At 41.9% G+C, this 22,096-nt stretch carries 16 protein-coding genes; 15 read left to right on the top strand and 1 reads right to left on the bottom strand.

Annotated features, from left to right (window positions below; translation table 11 throughout):
• The first annotated feature begins 67 nt into the window (after positions 1–67).
• The 3 genes from AB1A65_RS08775 to AB1A65_RS08765 all read left to right on the top strand — a co-directional run bounded on the left by AB1A65_RS08775 (position 68) and on the right by AB1A65_RS08765 (position 5,527).
• On the top strand, positions 68–1,132 hold the full coding sequence (locus AB1A65_RS08775) for a DUF3810 domain-containing protein (protein ID WP_366587925.1): 1,065 nt from the start codon (positions 68–70) through the stop codon (positions 1,130–1,132).
• Positions 1,133–1,195: 63 nt separating this feature from the next.
• Positions 1,196–4,135, top strand: coding sequence for an amidohydrolase family protein (locus tag AB1A65_RS08770; protein WP_366587923.1), 2,940 nt, complete (start codon positions 1,196–1,198; stop codon positions 4,133–4,135).
• A gap of 93 nt (positions 4,136–4,228) precedes the next feature.
• Complete coding sequence (locus tag AB1A65_RS08765) at positions 4,229–5,527, top strand: amidohydrolase family protein (RefSeq protein ID WP_366588074.1); 1,299 nt, start codon at positions 4,229–4,231, stop codon at positions 5,525–5,527.
• A 54-nt stretch (positions 5,528–5,581) separates the two neighbouring features.
• Here AB1A65_RS08765 and AB1A65_RS08760 read toward each other — a convergent pair whose 3' ends face one another.
• The gene (locus AB1A65_RS08760; protein ID WP_366587921.1) at positions 5,582–6,385 is read right to left on the bottom strand and encodes a DUF6503 family protein; all 804 of its coding nucleotides are present in this window, start codon (positions 6,383–6,385) and stop codon (positions 5,582–5,584) included.
• A gap of 68 nt (positions 6,386–6,453) precedes the next feature.
• On the opposite strand from AB1A65_RS08760, the gene AB1A65_RS08755 reads away from it, so the two are divergent.
• The 12 genes from AB1A65_RS08755 (at position 6,454) to AB1A65_RS08700 (ending at position 21,974) form a co-directional block, all read left to right on the top strand.
• A complete protein-coding gene (locus AB1A65_RS08755) occupies positions 6,454–7,254 on the top strand; it encodes a TrmH family RNA methyltransferase (protein ID WP_366587919.1) in 801 nt (266 codons plus the stop codon).
• 3 nt (positions 7,255–7,257) lie between these two features.
• Entirely contained in the window at positions 7,258–8,490 is a 1,233-nt protein-coding gene (locus AB1A65_RS08750) for a M48 family metallopeptidase (RefSeq protein WP_366587916.1), read from the top strand.
• A gap of 44 nt (positions 8,491–8,534) precedes the next feature.
• On the top strand, positions 8,535–10,739 hold the full coding sequence (locus AB1A65_RS08745; RefSeq protein ID WP_366587913.1) for a RelA/SpoT family protein: 2,205 nt from the start codon (positions 8,535–8,537) through the stop codon (positions 10,737–10,739).
• Positions 10,740–10,779: 40 nt separating this feature from the next.
• Complete coding sequence (locus AB1A65_RS08740; RefSeq protein ID WP_366587911.1) at positions 10,780–11,235, top strand: transcriptional repressor; 456 nt, start codon at positions 10,780–10,782, stop codon at positions 11,233–11,235.
• A gap of 12 nt (positions 11,236–11,247) precedes the next feature.
• Complete coding sequence (locus AB1A65_RS08735; protein ID WP_366587908.1) at positions 11,248–12,516, top strand: adenylosuccinate synthase; 1,269 nt, start codon at positions 11,248–11,250, stop codon at positions 12,514–12,516.
• 107 nt (positions 12,517–12,623) lie between these two features.
• Entirely contained in the window at positions 12,624–14,738 is a 2,115-nt protein-coding gene (locus AB1A65_RS08730; protein ID WP_366587905.1) for a glycoside hydrolase family 97 protein, read from the top strand.
• Positions 14,739–14,888: 150 nt separating this feature from the next.
• Complete coding sequence (locus AB1A65_RS08725; RefSeq protein ID WP_366587902.1) at positions 14,889–16,583, top strand: OstA-like protein; 1,695 nt, start codon at positions 14,889–14,891, stop codon at positions 16,581–16,583.
• Positions 16,584–17,780 carry an aminotransferase class III-fold pyridoxal phosphate-dependent enzyme gene (locus tag AB1A65_RS08720; protein ID WP_366587899.1) on the top strand — a complete coding sequence of 399 codons (1,197 nt, stop codon included), beginning with the start codon at positions 16,584–16,586 and terminating at the stop codon, positions 17,778–17,780.
• An 86-nt stretch (positions 17,781–17,866) separates the two neighbouring features.
• Complete coding sequence (locus AB1A65_RS08715) at positions 17,867–19,267, top strand: tetratricopeptide repeat protein (RefSeq protein ID WP_366587897.1); 1,401 nt, start codon at positions 17,867–17,869, stop codon at positions 19,265–19,267.
• 28 nt (positions 19,268–19,295) lie between these two features.
• Positions 19,296–20,213: a DUF368 domain-containing protein gene (locus AB1A65_RS08710; RefSeq protein WP_366587894.1), complete on the top strand. Its 918-nt coding sequence runs from the start codon at positions 19,296–19,298 to the stop codon at positions 20,211–20,213.
• A 17-nt stretch (positions 20,214–20,230) separates the two neighbouring features.
• Entirely contained in the window at positions 20,231–21,268 is a 1,038-nt protein-coding gene (locus tag AB1A65_RS08705; RefSeq protein ID WP_366587891.1) for a DUF368 domain-containing protein, read from the top strand.
• Complete coding sequence (locus AB1A65_RS08700) at positions 21,222–21,974, top strand: shikimate dehydrogenase (protein WP_366587888.1); 753 nt, start codon at positions 21,222–21,224, stop codon at positions 21,972–21,974. The genes AB1A65_RS08705 and AB1A65_RS08700 overlap by 47 nt, the downstream gene beginning before the upstream one ends.
• The last annotated feature ends 122 nt before the right edge of the window (positions 21,975–22,096 follow it).

Raw genomic sequence — 22,096 nt, 5'->3', positions numbered from 1 at the left:
AATTGAAAAACCATAGAAAAAGCCGTACTTTTCCGTGCGGCTTTTTTTTATTCTCGTACGCTTAGCAATGGGACGAAAAACCAAGACAATCATAGCCCTCGCCCTACCCCTACAAATCCTTTTGGTAAAATGGATGGGTAGTTACCCCAATTTTGTGGAAGAGTATTATAGCAATGGACTATACCCAACTATTTCAAAAGTGTTGCGGCTACTTTTAGGTTGGATTCCCTTTTCATTTGGGGATTTGCTCTACACCCTCTTGGCTATTTTGGCATTTCGATACATATACAAACACTGGAAATCCATCAGAACAAAGCCATTATTTTTTCTGAAGGACATTGCGGTCGCATTGTCCATTACTTATCTTGCGTTTCATCTGTTGTGGGGGATGAATTATTACAGACAACCCATTACATGGAAGCTGGGCATTGAAAAAGAATACACTTTGGAAGAATTGGTAACCTTCACCGAATATATGGTGGAAAAGACCAATTCCTACCAAATGCAAATTACTGGTGATAGTCTAAACGCTGTGGAAGTTCCCTATTCCCGAAGAGAAATTTTCCAGAAAACCGAAGAAGGGTACATTAAACTGCAAAATGATTATCCCGATTTTGAATACCGTAATCACAGTTTAAAATCATCCATTTACAGTATTCCACTCACGTATATGGGCTACGGAGGGTACTTGAATCCCTTTACCAACGAGGCCCAAGTGAATGGAATTATGCCATTTTTTAGGTTGCCCGCAGTAAGTGGCCATGAGGTGGGACATCAATTAGGCTACTCGGCTGAGGATGCTACAAATTTTATCGGGTTTTTGGTGACTTCCAATAGTGATGACATTTATTTTAAATATTCCGCTTACAATCATGCTTTGGGATATTGCCTTTCTGATTTAGCCCGAAAGGACAAAACTAAATCCAAGGAAATCATAGCACAGTTGAATCCTGGAGTCAAAAAAAACTATCAAGAGTTGCGGAGTTTTTGGGAAAGCTACCAAAATCCAATGGAACCCCTATTCAAGTCGATATTCAATACTTTTTTAAAGGTGAACAATCAGAAAGAGGGAATTCTTAGCTATCACTCCGTGGTTGGACTCATGATCAATCACCATAAAAAAACGGGTTGAGTTCAACTTGTGCAAAACACACGCTTCCGTTACCTTTAGTCCGACTAATTCAATACCGGATATATGAAAATCAAACTAACAGCTCTGCTCCTATTTTTAGGAAGTGCCTCCCTGTTCGCACAGGAGTACTTTCCAAAGAATGATGGAGTCAAAGCCAAAAACAGCAATTACCGGGCATTTACCAATGCCAAAATTTACGTGACCCCTTCAGAGGTCATCCAAAACGGCACTCTTCTCATTCAAAATGGAAAAGTGGTCCAAGTTGGAAAATCAGTCAATATTCCCAAAAATGCCATTGTTGAAGATCTACAAGGAAAATTTATCTACCCTTCATTTATAGATGTTTTTTCTGATTTTGGAGTGAAGAAGCCCGAAAAAGCAGATGCTAAAGGCAGATCTTCCCAATATGAACCCACCAGGGAAGGCTATTATTGGAACGACCATATTATGCCAGAAAATGATGCTATTGCCCAATTTTCCTATGATGCCAAGAAAGCCGAAGAGCTGAGAAAAGTTGGTTTTGGGGTAATGAATGCCCACATTCAAGATGGAATTGCCCGTGGAACTGGAGTTTTGGTTTCACTCAACGACGAAGCCAGTGAAGCGCAGCGTATCCTGGAGGATGAATCAGCCCAGTATTTTTCTTTTGATAAGAGCATTGCAAAAACGCAATCCTATCCCACTTCAATTATGGGTGCCATCGCCTTGATGCGCCAATTATACTATGATTTGGATTGGTACAGCAAGGGTAAAGTGGACACCAAAGACCTTTCTTTGGAAGCCTTGATGGAAAACAAGGGACTTACCCAAATTTTTGCAGCAGGCGATAATGGAAATGTACTACGTGCCGACAAAATTGGGGACCAATTTGGAATACAGTACGCTATTTTGGCGGGAGGTGATGAATACGAGCGTATTCAGGATATAAAAGCTACAAACGCCAAGTTGATTGTGCCCTTAAACTTTCCAGATGCATATGATGTTTCCAATCCTTACGAAGCCCAATATGTTTCCCTAAAAGATATGAGGCATTGGAACTTGGCACCTTCCAACCCAAAAGCACTTGAAGACAATGGGGTTGAATTTTCGTTTACATTGCACAATTTAAAATCGCCTTCCGACCTTAATCCCAAACTACAAAAAGCTATTTTGTATGGACTTTCTAAAACCAAGGCTTTGGAGGCACTCACAACAACTCCAGCTTTAATCCTGGGCAAGTCAAATGAAATTGGTTCCCTAAAGCCCGGCAGTCAGGCCAATTTTTTAGTTGCATCTGGAGACATTTTCGATAAAGGGACCACTCTTTATGAGAACTGGGTACAAGGGTCTAAAAATGTGATTCAATCCAAAGATCAAAAAGATATCCGTGGAGATTATAGCCTCTCCGTTAATGGTCAAACCTTTTCAGTTTCCATAACTGGCGAAATAAGCAAACTAAAAGTTGAGGTCAAAAAAGGAACGGAAAAACTTGAATCTAAAATCGACTACAGTGGAGATTGGTTGAATGTGGCCTTTTCAGAAAATGAGACCACTTCGTATCGTTTAATTGCCCAAGTTATTCCAGCTTCAGAGAATATTTCAGCTACGATAGCACTTTCCAACGGAAGTGAAACCAACGTAAACCTGACCAAAACTGCTGGATATAAGGCTGAACCCACAGAAGCAACTTCCGGAAAACCAAATTTGATGGCGCTTTCCTATCCAAATGTGGGGTATGGCTACAAAACCAAGCCCAAGCCAGAAAATATCCTCTTCAAAAATGCCACTGTTTGGACAGGCACAAGCGTTTTGGAAAACACAGATGTTTTGGTGAAAAATGGAAAAATTTCTAAGGTTGGACAAGGACTCAATGCTGGTGGTGCCACTACTATGGATGCCACGGGCAAGCACCTTACCGCTGGAATCATCGATGAACACTCACATATCGCAGCGATAACCATCAATGAAGCGGGACATAACTCATCTGCTGAAGTTCGGATGAAAGATGCCATTGACCCAGAGGATATGGACATCTATAGAAACTTGGCCGGTGGGGTTACCACTATTCAGCTTTTACACGGTTCAGCCAATCCCATTGGTGGCCGTTCAGCCATTCTACGATTGAAGTGGGGTGAAAATTCGGATGGTTTAATCTTTCCAAATGCACCCAAGTTTATAAAATTTGCATTGGGTGAAAATGTAAAACAATCCAATTGGGGCAGTGTTTCCCGTTTCCCACAAACGCGAATGGGTGTGGAGCAGGTCTATGTGGATTATTTCCAGCGCGCCAAGGAGTATGATGCCAAAAAGAAAAGCGGTCAACCCTTAAGGCATGACGAAGAGATGGAGGTTCTTGCTGAAATCTTAAACGGCGAACGCTTTATTAGTTGTCATTCCTACGTACAAAGTGAAATAAACATGATGATGAAAGTGGCGGAAAAATTCGATTTTACCGTGAACACCTTCACCCATATTTTGGAAGGCTACAAAGTGGCCGATAAAATGGCCGAGCACGGAGTGGGCGGCTCCACTTTCAGTGATTGGTGGGCCTATAAGTTCGAGGTAAACGATGCCATTCCCTACAATGCGGCCATCATGGCCAGCCAAGGAGTTACCGTGGCCATCAACAGTGATGATGCCGAAATGTCCCGCAGATTGAATCAGGAAGCCGGAAAAACCGTAAAATACGGAGGCATGTCCGAAGTGGAAGCTTGGAAGACCGTTACGCTGAATCCTGCGAAACTATTGCATATCGATGACCGCGTAGGAACCGTGGAAGAAGGCAAAGATGCCGATTTAGTCCTTTGGAGCGACCATCCCCTTTCGGTCTATGCCAAAGCCGAGAAAACGCTTATTGAAGGTGCAGTTTATTTCGATTTAGAAAAAGACAAAATACTTCGTGAAACAGTTCAAAAAGAACGAAACCAACTCATTAACATGATGTTGAGCGAAAAGGAAAATGGGGCAAATACCCAAACTCCGGTCCAGAACAAGAAAGAACGATTTGAATGTGAAACCCTTTAATGTAAGATGATGAAATTTTCAGATATAAATTCAAGTAATCATTGTCCCCTTGAGGCCTGTCTGCCGGTTAGACAGGGGACTTTAGGGGTGTTTTTGAGGCATCTAATCTTTGTAGTCTCACTAGTGTTGAGTTTAACAACTTTCGCACAGCAGACGCCTGCTCCACCCCAATCCGAACAAGTTGCCATTTTTGGAGCAACCGCGCACATTGGAAATGGAGAGGTCATTGAAAACTGTACCATCATTTTTGTGGATGGAAAAATCACGGCTGTTGGGGCTGATCTTATGGCGCCAACCATAGGCACCATGATAAATGCCGAAGGAAAACACGTCTATCCCGGATTCATTGCCCCAGCCAAATCATTGGGATTGGTAGAGGTTGATGCGGTACGGGCCAGTAAGGATGAGGATGAAATAGGTGATTTTATTCCTCATGTACGTAGTATTATTGCATATAATGCGGAATCAAAAGTGGTTGAAAGCATGCGTCCAAACGGTGTTTTATTGGGACAGGCAACACCACAGGGTGGAAGAATCTCCGGAACTTCATCCATTGTTCAATTTGATGCTTGGAACTGGGAAGATGCCGCTGTTAAAACCGATGATGGCATACATCTAAACTGGCCGTCACTTTATAGGAAAGGAAATACGTGGCAGGGTGAACCCAATGCTTTTATTCCCAATAAGAAATATGAGGAGCAGGTAGTTGAGGTCAAAACCTTTATGGAGAATGCCAAAGCTTATGGAATGGCGGACCCAAAAGAAACCAATCTACCATATCTGGCCATGCAAGGTCTATTTGATGGTTCGCAACGGCTGTATATTCATGCCGATGGTGAAAAGGAGATGATTGATGCTGTTTCCCTAGCTAAAAAATCAGGAATACAACATACAGTGATTGTGGGTGGATATCGTGCACATAAAATTACCGCATTCCTTAAAGAGCACAGAATTCCCGTTTTGGTCAGCGAAACCCATGCACTAACAAAATTCGATGACGACGATTACGACTTTCCATATAAATTACCCAAGTTGTTGGTGGAAGCAGGGCTGTTGGTAGGTTTGCAGAACGAATCCATGGCCAATTTCCAAACCCGAAATCTTGCTTTTTATGCCGGTCAGGTGGTTGGTCAAGGGATGGATAAAGAGACTGCCTTACAGCTAATAACAGGCAATACCGCTAAGATATTGGGTATTGATGCTGATTACGGCACTCTGGAAGTAGGTAAAAGTGCCACCCTTTTTATTTCGGAGGGTGATGCACTGGATATGCGTACCAACCAGCTCTCTAAGGCTTTTATTGATGGTCGGGATGTTTCGCTGGAAACCCATCAAACCAAACTATGGAAACGATATATGGGTAAATATGAAAGGGAAGTAAAAAGTGAATAAAAAGGAAAGCGGCGTTTTAAAGAACGCCGCTCTTATAATAACTTCCTTTTTCAATTAATTCACTTTTGGTTCAATCACGGTTGCACCCTCTGGCTTAGCATAAAAATTATCCGGTTTTGGTGTGGTACTAATGGAAGCTTCTTCAAAAGAAACCGTACTGCTTGGATCTAAGATATCTCGCCCCTCATAATTGTACCATGTAATGGATTTAGGCAACAAAACTCCATTTAGGTCTTGCCAGTCGTTATAGCGAATCCATTTCACATTATCCGATTTCTCTCCAGTTCTATAGGTGACTGTATAGCCCAACCATGCCATTTGGTGGGTTTCTGGATCAAAATGAATCACGTATTCATCCTTTGAGGAAATCCCAACTCCAGAATTATATCCTATATGGATGCCAGGATAACTTTTCCCTTCAAACACCAAGTCTTCCGTTTCACTGTACACTATGCCATCATCTGCTAGCAAAAATGGCATTCCGTAGAAATAGAACATTAGGTTATGGTAAAAAGCGGGGTCACCCTCGTATTTTTGATTGGGGTCCAAAAGCCAAATATCATTGCCGTCAAATCCCATTGAAAAATTTTCGAAATCTATTCGGTCCTTTCTAGACCAAAGATCCACCGTATGGGTTTCAGGATTCTCTGGTTTGGGTAAAATGTACGTCAAAGTGCGCTGTTGTTTCCATTTTTTAATTCCTCCATGGGCATCAAAAACTTTAGACAAAGCCTCAGGATACTGTGGTTGAGTTTCCACTGTCTTTTCTTGGACCGTCTGTTGGGTTTCTTCTTTTTTAGGGGTAGGTTTACAGGCAGCAATGGCCAATAAGAGTAATAGGGTGGTCGTTCTTTTCATGGTTTATAGTTTGTCACTTGGTCGAAAAGCCCTTTGTTAAATTACAGGAATCTCTATTTTTGATTTGTATGGAAGCCAAAATCATTAGCAGTGTCCAGAATTCCTTGGTCAAGAAAATCCTGTTACTCAAGGACAAATCCAGAGAACGGCGGAAGACCGGACTTTTTGTTGCGGAAGGGCAACGCGAGTTGGAATTGGCCTCGAAAGGCGGATACAATTTTGAAACGCTACTTTATTGTCCTGAGATTTTACCCCAGTTGGATTCACATCTGATTTCCAAAAATGGCAATGCTGAAATAGTCCAGATTTCTAAACAGGTTTACGAAAAAGTAGCTTACAGGGAAACCACAGAAGGTATTTTGGCCATTGGCAAAGCAAAAAAGCATAGCTTGGAAGACATCCGTTTCACAACGAAAACCCCGTTGGTGTTGGTGGCTGAAGCCCCAGAAAAACCGGGAAATGTTGGCGCACTACTAAGAACAGCTGATGCCGCAGCAGTTGATGCGGTCTTGATTGCCAATCCAAAATCTGACCCCTACAACCCTAATATCATCCGGTCCAGTGTGGGCTGCGTGTTTACCAATCAGATTGGAATAGGAAGTACTACAGAGATTATTGATTTTCTGAAAAAATATCACATAAGAATCAATTGTGCAGCGCTAACGGCTTCCAAAAATTATGTGGAGTGTGATTTTACTGGTGCTACCGCACTTGTCGTAGGCACAGAAGCTACTGGATTAAGCCAAGATTGGCTCCATAATTCGGACCAGAACATCATTATACCCATGCAAGGGGAAATCGACTCAATGAACGTTTCCGTATCAGCCGCAATACTTATATTTGAGGCGAAGCGGCAACGCGGATTTTAAGCTATGGAAAGAAATTACTTGTTCTATATCATTTTAATTATTTTGGTGGTACAATATCTGGTTCATCAAGTATTGGAATACCTTAATGCCCAAAAATTCAAATCTACTGTTCCCGCTGAGCTCTCCGATGTTTTTGATGATACGGAATATCAGAAATCACAGGAATACAAGCAAACCAACTATCGCTTTGGTCTACTTTCAGATGGTTTTTCCTTAGTGCTTACGGTCTGCTTTTTATGGTTTGGTGGATTTGAGTGGGTTGATAAAATTGTCCGTTCCATCACTACAGATACCATTCCCATGGCTTTGTTATTTTTTGGAATAATTGCAATGGGCAGTGGGGTGTTGGGACTTCCATTCTCCTACTACAAGACATTTGTGATCGAAGAGCAGTACGGTTTCAACAAAACCACTAAGAAGCTGTTCTTTTTGGATAAAATCAAATCGGGAATTTTGACAGCGGTTCTTGCCGGAGGCATTCTGTCCCTTTTCATTATTTTTTATCAATGGACAGGGGCTCATTTTTGGATATACACATGGATTTTAGTGGCGGTCGTCATTCTCTTTACCAATTTGTTTTATAGTCGATTGATTGTTCCCTTGTTCAATAAACAAACTCCTTTGGATGACGGAAGTCTAAAAAATGCTATTGAGAATTATGCCCAAAAAGTGGGGTTTGAGCTTAAAAATATTTTCGTTATCGACGGTTCCAAACGTTCCACAAAGGCCAATGCTTATTTTTCAGGTTTTGGAAAGGAAAAACGAATTACATTGTATGATACTTTGATCCAAGATTTGAGCGAAGAGGAAATTGTGGCCGTTTTAGCCCACGAGGTTGGGCATTACAAACGGAAGCACATCATTTTTAATTTGACGGTCTCCCTCGCATTGACCGGTTTTACGCTCTACATCCTCTCATTGTTCATCAATAATCCAGAGATTTCACTGGCCATTGGTGTTTCCACACCCAGTTTTCATGCAGGACTGGTGGGTTTTGCGCTCTTGTACAGCCCCATTTCAGAAATAACTGGGCTTGCCATGAACTATCTGTCCCGAAAATTTGAGTTTCAAGCCGACGATTTTGCCAAAAACACCTTTGCGGCCAAGCCATTGGTCACTTCGCTCAAAAAGCTTTCCAAAAACAGTTTAAGCAACCTTACCCCTCACCCTGCCTATGTTTTTGTGCATTACTCACACCCTCCGCTTGTGGAACGCATCAAAAACTTAAAGGCATAATTTTTGTTGTTTACCAATAAAGATTGTGGTAATTTTAATATGCTATGACAGAGGCTGCCATTGAAAAAGAGAACAAGGAGATTGCTAAGCAGTACAAGGAATTGCTTCGCATCAGCTATCAAACCTTGACCGATGAGGACAAGAAGTTGATACGCTCTGCCTTTGATGTGGCCGTAGATGCGCACAAAGACCAAAGGCGAAAATCTGGAGAGGCTTATATTTTCCATCCCATTGCCGTGGCCAAGATTGTAGCTTCCAAAATTGGTTTGGACGCAGTTTCCATTGCCTCTGCCCTACTCCATGATGTTGTTGAGGATACGCCCTACACACTGGATGATATTGAACGCATGTTTGGGGAAACCGTAGCGCGTATTGTGGATGGTCTTACCAAGATAGCCCATTTAAAAAAAGATAAGGATATCAGTCAACAGGCGGAGAATTTCCGCAAGATGTTGCTGACGCTGCACGATGATGTTCGGGTAATCATCATCAAAATTGCCGACCGCTATCACAACATGCTCACTATGGATTCCATGCCAGAGCATAAGCAGGTGAAAATTGCTTCGGAAACACTATACATCTATGCGCCTCTAGCTCACAGAATTGGCCTCTACAACATAAAAACACATTTAGAGGATTTAGCTTTAAAATATACCGAGCCCGATGTCTATTACGACATTCAAGGTAAAATTGAGGATAACGAAGAGGAAAACATCGCCTACATTGAAGCCTTTTCCGACGTCATTCGAAATTCTTTGGATAAGGAAGGCCTCAATTACCAAATTAAGGGGCGGATGAAGTCCATTTTCTCTATCCGAAGGAAAATGAAGGCCCAAAATATTCCTTTCGATGAGGTGTATGACAAATTTGCGATCAGAATTATATACAAATCGGATAGAAAGAATGAAAAGTTTCTTGCATGGAAAATCTACTCCATTGTAACGGATCACTTTACCCCTAACCCTATTCGACTTCGGGATTGGATCACTTCTCCAAAGTCCACAGGATATGAAGCCCTGCACATTACCGTAATGGGGCCCAAGGGAAAATGGGTAGAAGTTCAAATACGAAGTGAGCGAATGCATGAAATTGCCGAAAAAGGCTATGCGGCCCACTTTAAATACAAACATGGCGACCAAAAAGAACAGGGTATTGAAGAATGGTTGAATCGATTGCAAGAAGCTCTGGAAGGTGCCAACGGTAATGCGGTTGATTTTGTGGAAGAGTTCAAACTTAACCTGTATTCCAAGGAAATCTTCGTCTTCACCCCTAAGGGTGAACTCAAATCCATGCCCAAAGGGGCAACAGCATTGGATTTTGCATTCCACATCCACACCGAAATTGGTATGAAGACCCGTGGTGCCAAGGTCAATGGAAAATTGGTGCCCCTTGGCTCCGAATTGCAAAGTGGCGATCAAGTGGAAATCATCACTTCAGAAACGGCAAAACCCACACAAAGTTGGTTGGATTACGCGCAGACCGCTAGAGCTCGATCAAAAATTAAATCTTCCCTAAAAGAAGAGAAAAAGAGTGTTGCCGAGGAGGGCAAGGAAATCCTTCGAAGAAAACTCAAATCACAAAAAATCAACCTCAACGAGGATACCGTCAACAAATTGGTCACCTATTTTAAATTAAAGACCAGTTTGGACCTGTTCTATCGAGTAGGCATTGGGGTTATCGACAATGAAAAACTCAAGGATTTTGCATCCTCGTACCATAATGCCTTCCTAAATTTCTTTAAAAACCGCATCCGAAGAACACCTGCGCCCAAGGATGTGGATAAGGATGAAATCACCACCAAATATGACATGCTCGTGTTTGGTAAAGAGGAAGAAAAGCTGAATTACAAACTTTCGCAGTGCTGCAATCCCATTCCCGGCGACGATGTTTTTGGTTTTGTGAGTGTGACTGACGGTATTAAGGTGCACAAAAAAAATTGCCCAAACGCCATTTCCCTTCAATCCAACTATGCCTACCGAATCATCAGTGCCAAATGGATAGATTCCACCCAGGAAGAGTTTTCGGTGGATATTCAACTTACAGGAATCGACAACTTAGGATTGGTCAATGATATTACCAACATCATTTCGGACAACATGCACGTGAACATGAGAAACCTAAATTTCACTGCGGATGGAGGGACCTTCAAAGGTAAAATTACCCTTATGGTTAAAAACAATATGATCATAAAAAAATTAATGGACAACTTAAAGCAGGTAGAGGGAATCGACAAAGTAACCAGAATTTAATTTTTAGCTGTACCTTTGTGCATTAGCATAGGTAAAAGCCATGGGAAACAACAAAAATCAGGAAATTGTAAAAAACGTGTTCACCACTTTTCTAGAGGAAAAAGGACATCGCAAGACCCCTGAACGCTACGCCATTTTACAGGAAATTTATGATAGTGACGATCATTTTGATGTGGAATCCCTCTACATTAAAATGAAAACCAAGAATTACCGTGTAAGTCGAGCCACGTTGTACAATACCATTGAACTTTTACTGGAATGCAAGCTGGTTCGAAAGCACCAATTCGGGAAAAACCAGGCCCAGTACGAAAAATCTTATTTTGATCGCCAGCACGACCATGTTATTTTAACAGATACCGGTGAAGTTGTTGAATTTTGCGATCCCCGTATCCAATCCATCAAAAAGACCATTGAAGAGGTTTTTGACATTAAGATCAATAACCATTCATTGTATTTTTACGGGACCAGAAACAAAGAAGAAAACCTAACTGAATAACCAATACATTTCATGGTAGATTTATTGCTTGGACTCCAATGGGGGGACGAAGGAAAAGGAAAAATTGTTGATGTACTAACCAAGGAATACGATATCATAGCCCGATTTCAAGGAGGTCCCAATGCAGGTCATACTTTGGAGTTTGATGGTATAAAACATGTTCTGCACACTATCCCATCTGGAATTTTCCATAAAAACGCCATGAATGTGGTTGGCAATGGTGTGGTCATTGACCCTGTGATTTTTAAAAAGGAGTTGGACAATCTGAACAAATTCAACATTGATTTTGTCTCCAAGCTGCTCATTTCCAGAAAGGCGCACCTAATTCTGCCCACCCACAGATTGTTGGATGCTGCTTCCGAAGCATCAAAAGGAAAAGCCAAAATTGGTTCTACCCTAAAGGGTATAGGCCCAACCTATATGGACAAAACAGGTAGAAATGGAATGCGAGTAGGTGATCTGGAGTTTGACGATTGGAAGAAAAAATATAGAGCATTGGCCGATAAACACGAGGCCATGATTGATTTCTACAATGTGGAACTTGAGTACAATTTGGCCGAATTGGAGGCTGAATTTTGTGAAGGTGTGGAAACCCTTAAAAAACTCACTTTTATTGACAGCGAGGAATACATTTTTAAGGCACAGGCCGAGGGGAAAAAAATTCTTGCAGAAGGTGCCCAAGGTTCCTTGTTGGATATTGACTTTGGAACGTATCCCTTTGTGACTTCCTCAAATACTACCGCCGCTGGTGCGTGCACCGGATTAGGAGTTGCTCCCAATAAAATTGAAAAGGTATTGGGAATCTTCAAGGCGTACACCACTCGCGTAGGAAGCGGTCCCTTCCCTACTGAACTTTTTGACAAAGATGGCGAGACCATGGGTCGCGTAGGGAATGAATTTGGTGCAACTACGGGTAGACCCAGACGCTGCGGCTGGCTGGACTTGGTCGCACTAAAATATGCGGTACAAATCAATGGCGTTACGGAGTTGATGATGATGAAAGCCGATGTTTTGAGCGGATTCAAAACCATCAAAGTTTGTACAGCTTATAAATACAAGGGTGAGGAAATACAACATCTTCCGTATAACATAGAGAGCAAAAACGTAACTCCTGTCTACACCGAAATGAAAGGGTGGGACAAAGACCTTACCCAAATGACCAAGGCTCATGAACTGCCTCCCGAACTCAATGATTATATAGCTTTCTTGGAGCAACAATTGGATGTTCCGGTGAAAATTGTTTCCGTAGGGCCAGACCGATTGCAGACCATACACCGATAATTCCCTGGCATTGTTTCTTTTTTAGTATTTTTAAGAGGATAGAAGCCTCTCTCAATACTGTTGGTTATGCTTCTTTCTGCACAGACTAACTAACTAACAATGCTATCATGAACAAACTACTAGCACTCTTTGGTGTTGCAGGGCTTCTCGTTTCCTGTAACCAACAAGAAACCGTAACGCTTTCAGTAACATCGCCTGGCAAAATCAATACCATCGACTTTCAACTCTCTGCCAATGGAGAGCTTTTTTATCTCATCAGCCATAATGATAAGCAGATTATTGATGCTTCTTCCATGAGCTTTGATTTTAAAAATCAAGAACCTCTAAAGGATAATCTCAAAATCTTAGGTTCAGAAAAAAAAGCAGTCCATAAAACCTGGGAAATGCCATGGGGCGAGCAACGGGAAGTTGTGAATGCTTACAACGAAATGTTGGTTGAGTTAGAAGAGGATAAAGCACCCCATCGTAAGATCAACCTATATTTTAGGGCATATGATGACGGTATTGGTTTTCGATATGAGTTTTTGCCCCAACAAGGTGTAGACAGTTTGGTAATCACAGATGAAAACACTGAATTTCAACTTACAGAGGACTATACGACATGGTGGATTCCCGGGGATTGGGATATTTATGAGCATTTGTACAACACCACAAAAATTTCTGAAATCGATGCCACCACTAAACGGAACAATCCAAATTTAGCACAGACCTATATCCCAGAAAATGCTGTGAACACTCCCGTAACCATGCGGGGTAATGATGGTATCCACCTCAGCTTTCACGAGGCCAATCTTACTGACTATGCGGGTATGACCCTTAAAGTTGACAACAAAAACTTAAAACTGACCAGCGAATTGGTCGGTTCCGATAGATTAGGATATAAAGTGAAGAGGGCACTGCCTTTTAAAACACCCTGGCGCACAATACAAATAGCCGACAAGGCCACAGAACTCATTGATTCAAAACTGATTGTAAACCTAAACGAACCCAACAAGATTGGGGATGTCAGCTGGTTCAAACCTAAGAAATATGTGGGTATTTGGTGGGAAATGCACATCGGCAAATCCACTTGGGATTATGCCGGTTCCCAAGACATGAATACCTTCAGCAAAGATTTAAAGCCTACAGGAAAACATGGTGCCACAACGGAGAATACCAAAAAGTACATCGATTTTGCGGCCAAAAATGGCATAACCGGAGTTTTGGTGGAAGGCTGGAACACTGGTTGGGAACATTGGATTGGCTTTGAGGACCGTGAGGGCGTTTTCGATTTTGTAACCCCTTATCCCGATTACAATTTGGAAGAAATTAATCAATATGCAAAGGACCAAGGGGTAGAAATCATTATGCACCACGAAACCTCTGCGGCACCTCGCACTTATGAGCAACAATTGGACACAGCATATCAACTGATGCACAAATTGGGTATCCACTCTGTGAAAACCGGTTATGTAGGCAAAATCATCCCCAAGGGCGAATACCACCATGGTCAATGGATGGTGAACCATTATCGGAAAGTCTTGGAGACTGGGGCCAAGTATCAAGTGGCCATTAATGCCCATGAGCCCATTAAGGACACTGGAATACGGAGAACCTACCCCAATGCCATAGCTCGGGAAGGCCTTCGTGGACAGGAATTCAATGCTTGGTCCGCTGATGGCGGAAATCCACCAGAACATTTACCCATTGTTGCATTCACCCGTATGTTGGCCGGCCCCATAGACTTTACCCCTGGGGTTTTCGAGATTGGTCTTCCCACTATGGAAGACAACCATATCAGTACAACCCTCGCACAGCAATTGGCTCTGTACGTAGTTGTTTACAGCCCTGTTCAAATGGCCTGTGACCTCCCCGAAAATTATGAAGGTCAACCCGCGTTTCAATTTATCCGGGATGTGGGCGTGGATTGGGACCAAACGGTGGTCTTGAATGGTGAAGTTGGTGACTTTGTCACAATCGCTCGAAAAGAACGGGAAACAGGGGATTGGTTTGTTGGGGGCATCACCGATGAAAATAAAAGAGAGATCAGTATTGATTTTAACTTCTTGGATGAAGGTGTTACCTATGAAGCCGTTATCTATAAAGATGCTGAAGATGCCCATTACAGTACAAATCCAACAGCAATTTCCATTGAAAACATGGAAATAAATAGGGAAACATCGCTTTCTCTATCCTTGGCGGAGGGCGGTGGATTTGCCATCAGTTTAATTCAGAAAAAGTAAGGTATACCATCTACCACTAACAAGTTGCAACAGAATTTGACTCCCTTTGGGAAAAGTGCGTAAAAGAATACGGGCAACCACCCAATTCCCAAACCTTTCTAAAGGGAGTATGCCACTTTGGTTAAAAACCCTACTTTTGGGCAAAATTCCATGGATTTGAAAAGGATTTCTTTTTTCCTTCTGTTCATCACTTTTTTTATGGCCACTGCCCAAGTAGAAACCCAAGGCAGACAAATCAATATTGTCTATGGGGCCAACTTCACCAAAGATGAGGCGCAATTTCCCGGGGCATCCATTTTTCAGAAAGATGATGAGCGGCAGGTGCAATTTGAACATCAAGGAGCCGACCTTTGGTGCGACATCGCTATTTTTTATACCAAAGAGAATCGACTCAAGGCCATAGGCAATATACGCTTGCAACAAGGAGACTCCATTGAGATGAACAGTGGCAAGATGGATTACGATGGAAACACAAAACTGGCAAAGGCTTGGGAAAAGGTATACTTGACCAACGGTCAGATGAGTTTAACAACGGACACTCTCTATTTTGATCGTGAAAAACAGGAATCCTATTACAATTCAGGCGGAAAAGTGGTGGATTCGGCCAATGTACTCACCAGTAAGGTAGGCACCTACTTTATGACTCCAAAAAAGTATCAGTTTCAGCGTAATGTCCATATCGATAATCCTGAGTACACAATAGATTCGGAACAGCTGGATTATTACACAACATCCAAAAATGCGTATATGTACGGTCCTTCCACCATAATTGGGGAAGAGTACAAGATTTATTGTGAGCGTGGCTTTTACGACACAAAAATTGAACAGGGGTACGGTATCAAGAATACCCGCATTGACTACGACAACAAAATCATAAAGGGTGACAGCCTTTATTTTGACAAGCTTACGGAATTTGCGTCGGCAACCAACAATATAAAAATTACGGATACCATCAACAATGGTGTCATCAAAGCTCATTATGCCGAGGTTTTCAAGGCCAAAGATTCCGTTTTTGCCACAAAACGAGCAGTTTCCATCAGTTTGGTGGAGCAGGATTCTCTCTACATGCATGGCGACACCCTTATGGTCACTGGTAAAGAAGATAGTAGAATTTTAAGGGCGTTCCGAAATGCCAAATTTTACAAGACCGATTTGAGCGGAAAGTGCGATTCCATCCACTTTAGTGAAAAAACAGGGATCACCCAATTGATTACGGACCCCATTCTCTGGAATGTGGACAACCAAATTACCGGGGATAGCATCCACCTAATTTCGGACATGGAGACTGAAAAATTGGATTCCCTAAAAGTGATAGAGAATGCCTTCATCATTTCATTGGACACCATAAGTAACGAAGGATATAATCAAGCCAAAGGGAAGAATCTACTCGGAAAGTTCATTGAAAATGAACTGAAAATCATAGACCTGATTCAAAATACGGAGGTCATATACTACGTATACAACGATGATAATGAATTAGTAGGGATAGATAAGACCATTTGTAGCAAGATTAGGCTGCTCATGGCCAATAATGACATTGAGGACATCACCTTTTTTGTAAATCCCGATGGGGATATTTTCCCGGAAACCGAGCTGCCAGTGGATAGCAGAAAATTGAAGGGTTTTGTTTGGCGCGGTGAGGAACGTATCATGAGCAAAGACGAAATTTTTGATGAGGACGATAACAATATTGAATTAGTAACGATTCGGGGAATTGACAACCCCATCGACATTGATGCAGAGGAGAATGAGCGTCAAAATAATGAAAATGACCCCGTTAACACACCAAACACCAAGGCTGTACAGCCCAAAAAGACCCAAGTAAAGAAAGCACAGAGTCCCTAAATGAACAGAGACGACTTTTTCACATATCAAGCCCAGACCACCCCACACCCCTTAGGCTTGGAGATATCCCATGCCAATGGAAGTTATATATACGATACCAAGGGGAAGGCCCATTTAGATTTTGTGGCTGGTGTCTCTGCATGCGGATTGGGGCATAGTCATCCGCGGGTAATCAATGCTATTAAAGAGCAGGTGGACAAATACATGCACGTTATGGTTTATGGTGAATACGTGCAGCAGCCTGCGGTGGAATTCACCAAGCTTTTGGCTTCCCACCTTCCCAAAAATTTGGAGACCACCTATCTGGTCAATTCGGGTACAGAAGCTATGGAAGGGGCCCTAAAATTAGCGAGGCGTTATACAGGTCGTTCCGAAATTATTTCCGCCAAAAATGCCTATCACGGAAATACCATGGGCAGTCTAAGCCTAATGGGATTTGAAGAGCGTAAAAGCGTATTTAGGCCGTTGATTCCTGATGTTCGGTTTATATCCTTCAATATGGAAGCGGATTTGCAAAGGATTACGACAAAAACTGCTGCGGTTGTCCTGGAAACCATTCAAGGTGGTGCCGGATTCATTCTTCCAGAGAATGGATATCTGGAAAAAGTCCGAAAACGTTGTGATGAAGTTGGCGCCCTTCTAATTTTGGATGAAATCCAACCTGGATTTGGCAGGACCGGTAAACTCTTTGCTTTTGAACATTTCAATTGCATCCCTGATATTTTGGTCATCGGAAAAGGCATGGCCTCCGGATTGCCCGTTGGAGCATTTGTAGCTTCCAAAGAAATGATGGCCACGCTTCAAAACAGTCCAAAACTGGGCCATATCACCACATTTGGCGGAAATCCCGTGATAGCGGCTGCCAGTCTGGCAACTTTACAGGAAATCACTGAATCACAGCTCATTGCTGAGACTTTGGAAAAGGAAAAACTGTTCCGTAAGCTTTTGGTACATCCTTTGATTGATGAAATACGAGGAAAAGGATTAATGCTGGCATTGTTGATGAAAAACAAAGAAATTGCGGACCATCTCATACTTACTGCGGCCAAGGAAGGCCTCATACTTTTCTGGTTGCTTTTTGAGCCAAAGGCCGTACGAATATCACCACCATTAACACTTTCCGTGAAAGAAATTGAACAAGGTTGCGACCAAATCATTGCTATTTTAAATCGGTATAAAGCTGCTACTGTTAACTAATTTGTTGATAACATACCCCAAAATGGGACTTAAACACCTAAGCAAAGGGTTAATTTTAAGTCCATAGTTAAACCAAACACGTTCCTATGGCGTTAGATTCTAACGAGTATCCTGACAAATCCATAAGTAAATTTGAGTCCATGCTGAAGACGGATGACGTCTACTTCTTTGATGCAGAGGACTTTGAAGAAATCATACACCATTACCTGAACAACGGCAAAATCTCCTTGGGCAAAAAGGCCATTCAGATTGGTTTGGAACAACACCCCAATTCTCTGGAATTAAAGCTTTTACAGGTAGAGGTATTGACTTTTGAGGACAAATATGAAGCTGCAGAGCGATTATTGGATGAAATTCAGAATATAGATGCCCACAACGAGGAAATCTATATCCAAAGGGCCAATATCCAATCCAAAAAAGATAATCACCAAGAGGCTGTAAATCTGCTTTTGGAGGCCTTGCACATCAGCGAGGATAGCTTTGACATCCATTCTCTTTTGGGCATGGAGTACCTTTTTATGGATGATTACGAAAGGGCAAAGCGTAGCTTTATGCGCTGTGTTGAGTTTGATGACAGCGACTATTCGTCCCTTTACAATGTTGTGTACTGCTTCGAGTTTTTGGAGGATTTTGATGGCGCCATTCTTTACTTAAATGATTACTTGGAACGAAATCCATACTGCGAGGTAGCATGGCATCAACTGGGAAAAATGTACTACGCCATGGATTTATTTCCGGAAGCGCTTACCGCTTTTGATTTTGCTATAATCTCTGATGATTCCTTTATTGGCGCCTACTTTGAAAAAGGAAAGGTACTTGAGAAGTTAGGTCGATACAACGAGGCCATCGAAAATTATGAAACCACCATTTCCATAGAGGATCCTACGTCGCATGCCTTCCTTCGCATAGGAAAATGTCATGAGAAATTGGGCAACTATGACTTGGCCAAATATTATTACTACAACACCGTTCATGAAGACCCCCTTTTGGACAAAGGCTGGTTGGCCATTACCAATTTCCATTACAAATTAAAGGACTACGTAAAAGCACTTTACTACATCAACAAAGCCATAAATATTGATGGGGAGAATCCTTTGTATTGGAAAAAAGCGGCCAAAATCTATTTGGCCATGGATAATTTGGATGAAGCGGATTTTGCCTTTAAACAAGCGGTAGATTTGGGAAACTATGAGCTGGACACTTGGCGAAATTGGGCCGAGGTCTTGAAGAGAATAGGAGATTTTGAATCTACCATCCAAGTCTTGATCCAAGGATTGGAGTTCTACCCAGACAATGCGGTACTCACCTATAAGTTGGCAGGAGTTTACCTAAAAAACAGGGACACCAAGCGGGCCAAGGAAAAATTAACGGAGGCCATGAAATTGGATATTGAAAAATTACAACTGTTCGATGAGGAATTCCCCGAGTTTAGCGAAGTAAAATGGTTACAGACATTGGTTTCCCAAATTAAACGGACTTCTACGTAACTTTGCGTTTCCATACGTACCCGAATCCATGAAAGCACGTCGATTAATTGACTATATTTTTATTACCCTAAAAGGAATGGCCATGGGGGCTGCTGATGTGGTTCCCGGTGTTTCAGGAGGCACCATTGCATTTATTTCGGGTATCTACGAAGAACTTATCACTTCCATCAACAACATTAACCTGTCACTTTTTAAAATCCTAAAAAAAGAAGGACTCAAAGTTGCTTGGGAGAAGGTCAATGGCAATTTCGTGTTGGCCCTGTTCCTCGGAATATTCATAAGTGTGTTATCCTTGGCTAAATTCCTGAGCTGGCTACTCGAAAATAAACCGGTACTCCTCTGGTCCTTTTTCTTTGGATTGGTCTTGGCCAGTATTTTTTTCGTTGGAAAGGAGATTACCAAGTGGACCATTGGCACCGTAGTTGTCTTTATTCTGGGTGCCGCAGTGGCATTTTTCATCACGGAGTTACCACCCAACGAAAATGTAGGCAGTCTTCCCTATCTTTTTCTGTCAGGAGCTTTAGCTGTTTGCGCCATGATACTTCCCGGCATATCCGGTGCTTTTATCTTGGTACTTTTAGGGTCCTATAAAACCATTTTGGATGCTGTCCACGAGCGAGACATCAAGATTGTGCTCATAGTAGCGGCCGGAGCTATTTTTGGCCTTTTGAGCTTCGCCCGATTGCTCAAATGGATGTTCAATCACTACAAAAACATAACGTTGGCATTGCTTACCGGATTCATCCTTGGTTCCTTGAACAAAATATGGCCTTGGAAAGAAGTCTTGGAAACCAAAACATTTGGGGAAAAAACCATAGTAGTGGATGATATGAATGTATTGCCGACAGCCTTTGAAGGGGACAATCAGTTAATCCTTGCCATAATCCTAGCCATGATAGGTTTTTCGCTTATTTTTATCCTGGAAAAAATTGCTTCCAAAAAATAAGAAACCCTATTGGCCACATGCATCAACCAAGATCATTTCTGGATAATTTCTTTTTGGTGATAAAGGGCCTTTGTATGGGTGCGGCCAATAAAGTGCCTGGTGTTTCGGGGGGTATTGTTGCCTTTGTGGGTGGTTTTTATGAAGAATTTATCTACTCCCTGCAAAAACTCAATTCCAAAGCAATAAAACTGCTTTTCAATGGACGATTCAAGAGTTTTTACCAATATACCAATGCTCAATTTTTAATATTGCTCATCTTTGGCATGTTGGTGAGCTATTTCAGCGTTTCCCGAATCCTCGATTATTTTTTGGACCGTAATGAGCTATTTGTTTGGGCCACTTTCTTTGGAATGATTTTGGGCTCTATCTACTACATTGCCAAAGATTATGATTCGTGGAACAAGCGGACCATTCCCTTTGGAATTTTAGGATTGATTATAGGTGTTTCCATCAGCTTTTTGAGTCCTGCCAGAGAAAATGACAATTTGTTCTTTATTTTTTTCTGTGGTATCATCAGTGTTTCTGGAATGACACTCCCGGGGCTTTCAGGTTCGTTTATTCTGATTTTGTTAGGGAATTATGTGCTGCTTTTGGTTGATTCCGTCAACGCTCTGTACGATACCTTTTCCGAAATCTTTTCGGGTGATTTTAGCTTTGTTGAAAATACTGAACGCATACAAACTCTAAAAATCCTGGGTATTTTCACATTGGGCTCCGCTACGGGATTGGTTACTTTCTCACATTTACTGAGCTACGTGCTCAAACATTACAAGGCAACGGCCACAGCTGTTATTTTAGGATTTATAACGGGCTCTTTGGGTGTATTATGGCCCTGGAAACGCACCATGTACAAAATGGACGAAATGGGCAACCCTATTTTGGATTCAAATGGAGATAAAATTGTTCGCAACTATGAGCGCTACTTTCCCGATTTTGGATATGCCGAAACTTGGTGGGCCGTTCTTTTTGTGATTTTGGGAATTTTGGTATTATTGCTACTGGATTGGTATGGGAAAAACAGAAAAGAAAGAAAACAGGTACGGACTGCTCGGTAAAAACATTTCATATTCCTTCTCTCAAGGATATTTTACCAAAAAATTTGAACAACTTGGGTTGAACGACCACAGTTATGAAAACTTTGATATACCCGATATTTCCGAATTTAAATCGGTGTTGGCAGAGGCCAATCTCAAAGGTCTCAACGTTACCATTCCCTATAAGCAGGATGTAATCCCTTTTTTGGATGAACTGGATGCTAAGGCATCCAGAATTGGTGCAGTGAATACCATAAAATTCGTTGACAATGGACTCAAAGGCTTCAATACGGATGCTTATGGATTTAAGGAAGCTCTCCAGAAATTTCTGAAACCCCACCATAAAAAAGCATTGGTTTTGGGGACTGGGGGAGCCTCAAAAGCCATTTGTTTTGTGCTGGATGAATTGGGCATTGACCGTACCTATGTCTCCCGAACTCCACAGAAGAATCAATTTACTTACGGAAATCTCACTAAAGAGATTATGGAAGAATACACCGTAATCATCAATTGTACGCCGCTTGGCACCCATCCCAATATTGACAATAAACCGGATGTACCTTATCAACATATTGGAAATAAGCACCTTCTTTTCGATTTGATCTATAATCCTGAAAAAACTACATTTCTGACTCTTGGTGAAGCCAATGGCGCCACCATTTCAAATGGATTGGAAATGCTGTTGGGGCAAGCTGAAAAGGCTTGGGAAATTTGGAACACCCCTTAAAAACGGCGACCAATATATCATTTTCACCTGTCTGTACATTAAAAATCCAGCACAAAAGAAGATTCAATACTTTTGTTATTAGGTAATTTAGTTGTTAAATTGGCTATAATTATCATCAATCC

Source organism: Allomuricauda sp. ANG21 (assembly GCF_040705235.1).
In the GTDB taxonomy this organism is placed as follows: Bacteria; Bacteroidota; Bacteroidia; order Flavobacteriales; family Flavobacteriaceae; genus Flagellimonas; species Flagellimonas marina.
Note: the sequence above shows the minus strand (reverse complement) of the source record. Positions and strands in the feature narration are given on the sequence as shown.

Excerpts from the sequence above, each read along its gene's own strand:
- AB1A65_RS08775 (WP_366587925.1), top strand. The coding sequence starts at position 68 with ATGGGACGAAAAACCAAGACAATCATAGCCCTCGCCCTACCCCTACAA.
- AB1A65_RS08770 (WP_366587923.1), top strand. The coding sequence starts at position 1,196 with ATGAAAATCAAACTAACAGCTCTGCTCCTATTTTTAGGAAGTGCCTCC.
- AB1A65_RS08760 (WP_366587921.1), bottom strand. The coding sequence starts at position 6,385 with ATGAAAAGAACGACCACCCTATTACTCTTATTGGCCATTGCTGCCTGT.
- AB1A65_RS08755 (WP_366587919.1), top strand. The coding sequence starts at position 6,454 with ATGGAAGCCAAAATCATTAGCAGTGTCCAGAATTCCTTGGTCAAGAAA.
- AB1A65_RS08750 (WP_366587916.1), top strand. The coding sequence starts at position 7,258 with ATGGAAAGAAATTACTTGTTCTATATCATTTTAATTATTTTGGTGGTA.
- AB1A65_RS08745 (WP_366587913.1), top strand. The coding sequence starts at position 8,535 with ATGACAGAGGCTGCCATTGAAAAAGAGAACAAGGAGATTGCTAAGCAG.
- AB1A65_RS08740 (WP_366587911.1), top strand. The coding sequence starts at position 10,780 with ATGGGAAACAACAAAAATCAGGAAATTGTAAAAAACGTGTTCACCACT.
- AB1A65_RS08735 (WP_366587908.1), top strand. The coding sequence starts at position 11,248 with ATGGTAGATTTATTGCTTGGACTCCAATGGGGGGACGAAGGAAAAGGA.
- AB1A65_RS08730 (WP_366587905.1), top strand. The coding sequence starts at position 12,624 with ATGAACAAACTACTAGCACTCTTTGGTGTTGCAGGGCTTCTCGTTTCC.
- AB1A65_RS08725 (WP_366587902.1), top strand. The coding sequence starts at position 14,889 with ATGGATTTGAAAAGGATTTCTTTTTTCCTTCTGTTCATCACTTTTTTT.
- AB1A65_RS08720 (WP_366587899.1), top strand. The coding sequence starts at position 16,584 with ATGAACAGAGACGACTTTTTCACATATCAAGCCCAGACCACCCCACAC.
- AB1A65_RS08715 (WP_366587897.1), top strand. The coding sequence starts at position 17,867 with ATGGCGTTAGATTCTAACGAGTATCCTGACAAATCCATAAGTAAATTT.
- AB1A65_RS08710 (WP_366587894.1), top strand. The coding sequence starts at position 19,296 with ATGAAAGCACGTCGATTAATTGACTATATTTTTATTACCCTAAAAGGA.
- AB1A65_RS08705 (WP_366587891.1), top strand. The coding sequence starts at position 20,231 with ATGCATCAACCAAGATCATTTCTGGATAATTTCTTTTTGGTGATAAAG.
- AB1A65_RS08700 (WP_366587888.1), top strand. The coding sequence starts at position 21,222 with ATGGGAAAAACAGAAAAGAAAGAAAACAGGTACGGACTGCTCGGTAAA.